Origin of the sequence: Williamwhitmania sp. (genome assembly GCA_035529935.1) — a bacterium.
Classification (GTDB): domain Bacteria; phylum Bacteroidota; class Bacteroidia; order Bacteroidales; family Williamwhitmaniaceae; genus Williamwhitmania.
Genome location: DATKVT010000072.1, coordinates 1 through 7,840, shown reverse-complemented (window position 1 = coordinate 7,840; position 7,840 = coordinate 1). Strand labels below are relative to the sequence as shown.

Here is a 7,840-nt window from a genome sequence, read left to right as displayed (position 1 = left end):
GCTTTTCGCACGCCGTGCGGCTGGCGATGGAGGGGTTTGTACGCTGATGATTTTGGTGAATTTTTGCATTTTGACAAATGAATAATAGCGACGAAAGAGCGAACGTCTCGGTTGTTCCATCCAAGAGTATGGTATTTTCTTGAGCGACCCCAGTCGGAGTCAAACGTGCGACCCCATGTTTTTTATGAGGATTTGTGCGGCAAACCTTTTTCTGATTTAACGGGGGCTATACTGGCCTATGGTAGGTTGGAGGTGAACTATTGTATTGGCCCACCTGTTTCTTTAACGTAGATTGCATATCCATGAAAACGCAGTTCAAACCCCAAAGTCTTTAGGGAGGTTTTCGTGTTTGTATAAACTAGGTATTTCACCATGAACGACAGCATTTTCACATTTTCGTTAACAGTATTTACGGGGTTCTTTGCCATAATGAACCCCATTGCCAACGTGCCCATCTTCCTCGGTTTGGTTGAAGGGAAAAGCGAGCTGACAAAGAAGCGTATTGCAAAAACTGCATCCATTACTGCCTTTTTGATTGTGGTAGTTTTTGTTATTCTTGGGAAGTATATTTTTGAGCTGTTTGGAATTACCATCCCGGCGTTTAAAGTTACCGGCGGCATTCTTATCTTCTACATTGGTTTTGAGATGCTGCTTTCTCAAAAGTCGAAGATACACAATCCAGAGGAGGTGGATCTCGACGATGGAATTGCCATATCACCACTGGCCATTCCCATTCTTTCCGGCCCAGGAACCATTGTTACGGCCATGAACAGCGTTACCGATGCTAGCCTGCTGCGCATTGGGATTGTTATTGCCATTTTTGCGATCATGATTTATCTAACCTACTGGGCATTTCAGCTCAGCGAGCGAATTGTTAAAACTTTAGGTGCCAACCTAATTGCCGTCTTGGGGAAGCTCATGGGGCTAATCCTTGCTATTATGGGAGCAGGCATGACAATTGCTGGAATAAAGCTGGCATTTGGTATATAGTGTAGGAATGCAAATGGCCTTCTCTCTTACTTTAGAATGATGGCGTTGAAATATTTCTATACACTTGTGAATCATAGTTAGTAATAGATTCTTCTTTTATTAGTGTATCTTGCAACTCTATGATCTTAAGCATTTAATCCGGCAATGGTATCTGAGCCAGCCGACAATAACTACGATAATGAGAGGAATACTTCTAATTTTTTTAATATTTCTTGCTGCCTGTACATCAGCCACTAAGCTCCATAATACTTCTACAACTAGCAATGAGAAGAAGGAGGTCAGCAGCAACCTTATGGCTTACCATAGCGGTGCCAATGGAATGGCCGATATCCAACTGACTTTAAGGACGGATAACACATTCTCGCTGTATATGAAGCCTCTGGAACCGTCGGAGAGTGGCGAAAAGGTTTCTACTGTAAACACCTCCGGCAGATGGAGAACACAGGGCGATTGGACTCGGTTGACGTTTAAGAAGGGGAAGCTGATTGTGCGCTCGCTTTTCGATAGCACCTATACCGAAGGTCATCAGTTTAAGCTTATAAATGATAGAACTGTGGATATTAAATCTGACCTTAAGGAACTTACCATATGGGGCATTGTTTGCAATAAGGTTGTGAAATAAAGTTGATGAGCAACTTACTAGATCGGTTTGCTGCCCTAAAATTCTTTTCGTGGTATGCTACATCATAAATCACAAATTATTCTACTCGTTTTATTGTCAGTGGGAATGTTGATTTCCTGCAGCGGAAAGCAACAGAAAATTGAATTTATTAGGCTGACCATTGAGCATTCCAAGCGAATTTCGGATGCCACGGTGGTGGTTGAACTTACGAGAAATGGGAATGGTGCTGCTGTTCATCTTATTTCTAGGCCTATGGAGCAAAGTTTAGAATTGATGTATACGCAAAGAGATACTACTTTTAGTTTGGGTGAACAGCAGTACAGCGCATTGTGTAAGGTATTGGCCAATCTTCAACACAGTGATTTCTCAAAGGCCAGCGTTCATGGAAAGGATGGCGTTGAATGCTGCTTAGAGTATGGCGAGGTGAACAAACCAGTGGTATATAAGTTTTGGTCTCCTGATTATGATACCGAAGCCAGTGGTTTGACCGAATACCTTAACACATGCCCTTTGCTGCTTAAAATGGTTGGGTTAGACCCACACTACTTGCTATCTACATAACACTAATTTAGCATTTATTAACAGAAATAGCCGCTCAATGTGATCGTATTGACGCAACCGTCTACCGCAATCTCCCTATATTTAACCGCCAAAAATTTGCTTCGTTCTCGCTCTATTTTCTAGAGTAATTGGGCAAATGCCTAGCGATATGGTTTAGTGTTAGGAACTATTTTTGAAAACCTCAAATGAAGAAGAACTCCAACCTTGTTTTTATTGCAGCGGGAGCCTGCTTGATTGCTTCCATTGGTGAAATGATTACGACCTTTGCCATGGGTCCATTTTACCCGGGCTACAGCCAGTTAAAGGAGACCATGAGCGCGATGGGTGCCTCCGTTAGCCCCATATCTGCTCCAATGTCGGCATGGTGGATAATAATGGGTTTTCTCATAATTCTGTTTGGTCTTGGCTTTCGCAGGGCTTTTGGGGAGCGTGGACGTAGTGCCCGACTGGCCTCCTGGTTAATCATGCTTTACGGTTTTGGAGAAGGTTTTGGCTCGGGAGCATTCAAGGCAAACTTCATTGCAGGGGAATTTACAAACTCAGCCATTGTGCACGATACACTTGGAGGTATTGGTGTGGTTGCCATACTGATTCTTCCATTGGTCATGTTGTGGGTGATTTCGAAGGAGGAGATGCCTCGATTTCATCGGTTATCGAAAATAATGTTTGTAACTGGAATTGCCACAGTGATGCTATTCATGTTTCGTTTCTCCTCCAGCAGCGATAACTTTTTAGCCGAGTATAAGGGATTGTGGCAGCGTCTGTTTATGCTGAATACCTACATATACCTTGTGACCATTGCGGTAATAATGGTAAAACAGCAGCACAGGGGTACCGCAAAAGCCGAGTAGAATAGATAGAATAGTTTGTTTTGCTCCGTGTGTTAACCTATAGCCACTCCTTTTCATTCTCTTTGATTTTTGCTACATTGGCTTCATATCTAAGTTTGAAATGGAATTATCACACATTTCACATATACGGCTTGCAAATCAGCAAATAAACGGTGCACGCTTTAAAACGGCCCGCGAAGTTGTCGGCTGGATGGGAGCCATGCAGGCGCAGGACTTTAACATGGTTAAGTGGGCGGTGGGCGTGCGGCTACCGGGTGCTACTATAAATACTGTGGACGATGCGTTCAACAGTGGCGATATTTTGCGCACACACCTGCTCCGACCTACGTGGCACTTAGTAGCGTCGGACGACATCCGCTGGATGCTCCATCTTACGGCTCCTCGAATTAAAACGTCGCTACGGTCGCGACACAAGGAACTCGAGCTCACTGAGGCGATTGTTGCAAAGAGTAACGATGCTATGGTAAGAGCCTTGGAGGATAGGCACCTTACGCGCGAAGAGTTGGTAGGTGTGCTTACCGGAATACGGATTCCAACGGATGAGAATAGGGCTTCCCATCTGCTTTTAAGAGCGGAACTCGAGGGACTTATCTGTAGCGGTGCCGGTAGAGACGGTAAATACACCTATGCATTGCTGGACAGTCGTGCTACTTCAATTGGCGCATTGCATCGTGAAGAAGCACTTGCATTGCTTGCCCGCAGGTATTTTCTTAGTCATGGCCCTGCAACTCTGCAGGATTTTGCTTGGTGGTCGGGATTATCCGCTACCGATGCGCGAAATGGACTCGAAAGCATTCGTTGCGAGTTGGTATCGGAAACTGTTGGAGAAGACCTATTTTGGTTTGCTTCTTCTTTTGCACCACCTGTGTTGGCTAATGACAAAGCATTCCTAATACCTGCTTTTGATGAGTTCATCATCAGCTATCGGAGCCGAAACGCATCAATGTCGGAGGTAAATTTGCCCAAAGCGGTATCCAACAATGGCATTTTTCGGCCGGTGATTGTTACTAATGGACAGGTATCAGGGCTGTGGAAGCGAACAGTTAAAGGTAACAAGGTAATGATGGAAATGAAACTTTTTCGACATCATAACAAAGAGGAGTTGCAGTGGGTGGCCGGTGCTGCTGAGTCATTTGGTCATTTCTTAGAAAAAGAGGTTATATTGCAGTAGCCAATAAGTTTATGTTGATTTTTCGAAATAATTACTAACCAAAAATAGGAGGATTATCATGCACGGTTTCGGTGGAGCAGGTTTTGGAATGGGATGGGGCTGGTTTATTGGCCTCGCTATTGTAGTAGTCATTGTTTGGATAGTTGTAAAGGTTATTAATCAGGGCAGCGTGTCCAACCAATCAGCCAACAAGTCGGCGCTCGACATACTCAAGGAGAGGTATGCCAAGGGTGAAATCAGTAAGGAGGAGTTTGAGGAAAAAAAGCGTGATCTTTCCGCATAACTCTTTTACCGGTGCAAAGAGTAAAGCATCTTGTTTATTAAGAAGATCAAGCAATTATTTTCTTAAGCTTAATCCTAATCTTCCTCACAAGTCGTTTATGGTCGATATGATGGAGGAAGAGTGAAGTTTCATGTTGAGTATTGGAATTCTTATAATGATAACGGAACTGTTATTGTTCTTGGACATGTAAGTGCCCCTGAAGGTGGTTATGGAATTGTAAGGGTTTTATGCTCCGATCGAGGAGAGATTATTGGGTATTTTAACAATTTATGGTATGGTTATAAAGAGTATTGCTCACATTGTGATTCATCGCAATAGGAGGTTATATCGTTTTGTTAGTGAACTTCGCTTAAAGTTGGCAACCTGCCTGCTGCTTTTCGTAATTATTGCCCTTGCCGTTCAAGGTTGCGCCAAGAAGGATGATAGCCCTGCAACCGACACCACGTCATCGGTATTTGAAACGCCCGCGGTTGCCAATATAGTAATGTATGAAGTAAATCCGGGAGCCTTTAGCGCAACAAAGAATTTGCAGGGGGTAACCAACCGGCTCGACCAGATAAAGGCGCTAGGAGTAAATACCATTTGGCTGATGCCCATCTACCCAATTGGAGTTCTCAAATCGTTTGGTTCGCCCTACTGTGTGCGGAATTATACTGAGGTAAACCCCGATTTTGGAACTATGCAGGATCTGCAAACGTTGGTCAGCGAAGCCCACAAACGGAATATTGCTGTGATACTGGATTGGGTCGCAAACCACACCTCGTGGGATAATCCGTGGATTAGCAACCCCAGCTGGTACACACAGGATGCCAATGGAAATATTATTAGTCCGGCGGGAACAAACTGGAACGACGTTGCCGACCTGAACTACAACAACAGCAATATGCGCCAGGCCATGATTGCCGCCATGGAGTATTGGGTGGCAACCGCCGATATTGATGGCTTCCGCTGCGATGCTGCTGACTTTGTTCCCTTTGACTTCTGGCAGCAAGCTATTACAGCGCTTAAGGGTGCCACCAAGAAGAATCTGATATTGTTGGCCGAAGGCTCACGGGCGGACCACTTTATTGCCGGTTTTCAAATGAACTATGGCTGGGACTTCTTGGCATCGCTAAAGAGTGTTTTTGGCAGCAACCAGGATGCTGGAGCCCTATTTGTCACCAACACCACCGAGTATTCCGTGGTGCCATCTGGATGCAGAAAGCTTCGCTTTACCACCAACCACGATGAGTCCAACATTGCCACCCCAGTTTCCGTTTTTGGTGGTAACAATGGAGCCTTGGCCGCCTCTGTTGTAGCCATCTTTTTGCAGGGCGCACCGCTAATTTACTGTGGGCAGGAGGTTGGCGTTAGCAGCACATCGGTGTATAACGGTGGCGGACCAATTAGCTGGAGCGATAACCCCAATATGCTGGCATCTTATACCACGATGCTCAACTTTTACGATTCCTCGTCGGCTGCGCGTAATGGCACGCTAACAACCTATACCGACCGCAACGTGGTTGTTTTTCAGAAAACTAGCGGTACAAAGCATGTTTTGGTGATTGTAAATGTTCGTGCTACCGATGAAACCTATGCTTTGCCTTCCGCACTGCAGGGAGAGTGGACCGATGCTCTTGCAGGGTCTACTTTAACACTGGGGGCTAATATCGTATTATCGCCTTACCAATACTACGTTCTGAAGTGGTAGATCGGAATTGCCTCATATTGCTGATGGGATGTTTTTTGGCTTTTTTTGGCGAGGAGAGTTGATCACAATCGATAAATACCCATGAAAGAAGCGTCAACGATTACCTTCTCTTCAAAAAGAGAGCATCAATGATATTTTCATCAATTAAGAATACCGTCAGTGGTGACAAGGCTTAAGGAGATGCAGTAATGATTAGCATTTTCGCGTGCATGGCTCGCGCCGGAACATTTTCATCTTTTCCTATCTTTGAAATGAAGTGGGATTAATTTGTTAGCACGATGAAAAAGACAAGATTGGAAGCATTCAGCGATGGTGTGCTCGCCATCATTATAACTATTATGGTGCTGGATATAAAGGTGCCTCATGGTATTGAACTGGTCGACTTGCAACCCGTTATTCCGGTGTTTATAAGTTACGTGCTGAGCTTTATCTACCTAGGCATATACTGGAACAACCACCACCACATGATGCACACGGTTGAGCGTGTAACAGGAGACATTTTGTGGGCCAACCTTCACCTGCTCTTTTGGCTATCGCTGGTGCCATTTGTCACTGGCTGGGTTGGTGAGAACCATTTTGCCACTGTGCCCATGGCCCTTTATGGCACTATTCTGCTGATGGCGGCAATTGCATACTTTATACTCCAAACCCGCATAATCAGGAACCAAGGCTCCAATTCCATACTATCTAAGGCCATTGGCCGTGACCTTAAGGGGAAAATCTCCCCGCCGCTATACCTTACGGCCATTGGCGCATGCTGGATTAGCACTTGGATTGCCGGAGGGCTGTATATTTTGGTTGCCCTTATGTGGCTCATTCCCGATAAGCGAATAGAGGTGATTTTTAGAGAGGGGAAGTAGTGTTGAATCACATGCTTTTATAGCTGTTTCTCATCTGGGTAAATTTGGGGGTGTTCAGAATGAGAATGTAGAGCATTACCCTTCTTTTTGTTACACCATTTGAAAGCGAGTTCTGCATTAAGTGTGATAGCACAATAAAAAAGTATAGAATTGTTATTCTGCTCGTTGGCTAAAGATAAGGGCAAGGAGATTGAGCGCATTCTTCGAGGCAATGAAAAGGAAATATAGTGTTTACTGTTTTGTAACAATTGTTTTTTACCTTTATTGGAGAAAATATTATTGAAATATGAGCAATAACAACGTTACCGGATTATTCAATAAAACTCCTAAACTCATGACCAAGGGGAAAAAATTTTTCGTTTCAATTCTATTGATAGTTGCTGGAGTATTAATAGAGTTTCTTCTTAAAGATTGCAATACAAATTTGGACAAAGAACTGGTTGATTTTTTTGCAGGGATATTGCTGGGATCGGGAGGATCCATTCTAATTATGACCCTATTCAAGAAGAGGAGATAGGCTGTTTGTGTTTTTGCCTGCATAAGTAAGGGTTATACAAATCTTATCGGGTTGATTTTATATCAAAATATTGGTTAATAATGAGTTGTGTAACAATTTAAACAACCACAAGAAATATTACTGAAATGATTAAGAGTCTTATTCTATTTTTTGGTTTAATCTCGTTAGGTCTAATTCCTCGAAGCTCTGCTTCGAAAATTAATTATATTTTTGTTATGTGAGTGACTATATACATAAAAGCCATAATGTAACTGTTATACTGTATCCTTTTGTTTGTCCTGCAAAATACAGGCGA

The 7,840-nt window shown here is 43.7% G+C and carries 10 protein-coding genes; all 10 read left to right on the top strand.

Annotated elements, in window-relative coordinates; all coding sequences use genetic code 11:
- Nucleotides 1-372: 372 nt before the first annotated feature.
- Complete coding sequence (locus tag VMW01_05435) at nt 373-990, top strand: MarC family protein (protein ID HUW05682.1); 618 nt, start codon at nt 373-375, stop codon at nt 988-990.
- Nucleotides 991-1,168: 178 nt separating this feature from the next.
- Nucleotides 1,169-1,612: a hypothetical protein gene (locus tag VMW01_05430; GenBank protein HUW05681.1), complete on the top strand. Its 444-nt coding sequence runs from the start codon at nt 1,169-1,171 to the stop codon at nt 1,610-1,612.
- 54 nt (nt 1,613-1,666) lie between these two features.
- Nucleotides 1,667-2,173, top strand: coding sequence for a hypothetical protein (locus tag VMW01_05425; protein HUW05680.1), 507 nt, complete (start codon nt 1,667-1,669; stop codon nt 2,171-2,173).
- Between the two features lie 185 nt (nt 2,174-2,358).
- On the top strand, nt 2,359-3,024 hold the full coding sequence (locus VMW01_05420) for a DUF998 domain-containing protein (protein ID HUW05679.1): 666 nt from the start codon (nt 2,359-2,361) through the stop codon (nt 3,022-3,024).
- A 100-nt stretch (nt 3,025-3,124) separates the two neighbouring features.
- Nucleotides 3,125-4,195 carry a winged helix DNA-binding domain-containing protein gene (locus VMW01_05415; GenBank protein HUW05678.1) on the top strand — a complete coding sequence of 357 codons (1,071 nt, stop codon included), beginning with the start codon at nt 3,125-3,127 and terminating at the stop codon, nt 4,193-4,195.
- A gap of 58 nt (nt 4,196-4,253) precedes the next feature.
- Nucleotides 4,254-4,478, top strand: a complete 225-nt coding sequence (locus tag VMW01_05410; GenBank protein HUW05677.1) for an SHOCT domain-containing protein — start codon at nt 4,254-4,256, stop codon at nt 4,476-4,478.
- A 274-nt stretch (nt 4,479-4,752) separates the two neighbouring features.
- Nucleotides 4,753-6,168 (top strand): alpha-amylase family glycosyl hydrolase, encoded by a 1,416-nt coding sequence (locus VMW01_05405; protein ID HUW05676.1) that lies wholly within the window; start codon nt 4,753-4,755, stop codon nt 6,166-6,168.
- A gap of 278 nt (nt 6,169-6,446) precedes the next feature.
- A complete protein-coding gene (locus tag VMW01_05400) occupies nt 6,447-7,028 on the top strand; it encodes a TMEM175 family protein (protein HUW05675.1) in 582 nt (193 codons plus the stop codon).
- Between the two features lie 286 nt (nt 7,029-7,314).
- Nucleotides 7,315-7,545 (top strand): hypothetical protein, encoded by a 231-nt coding sequence (locus tag VMW01_05395; GenBank protein HUW05674.1) that lies wholly within the window; start codon nt 7,315-7,317, stop codon nt 7,543-7,545.
- A 217-nt stretch (nt 7,546-7,762) separates the two neighbouring features.
- The coding region (locus VMW01_05390; protein ID HUW05673.1) for an IS200/IS605 family transposase at nt 7,763-7,840 on the top strand (78 nt) is incomplete at its 3' end.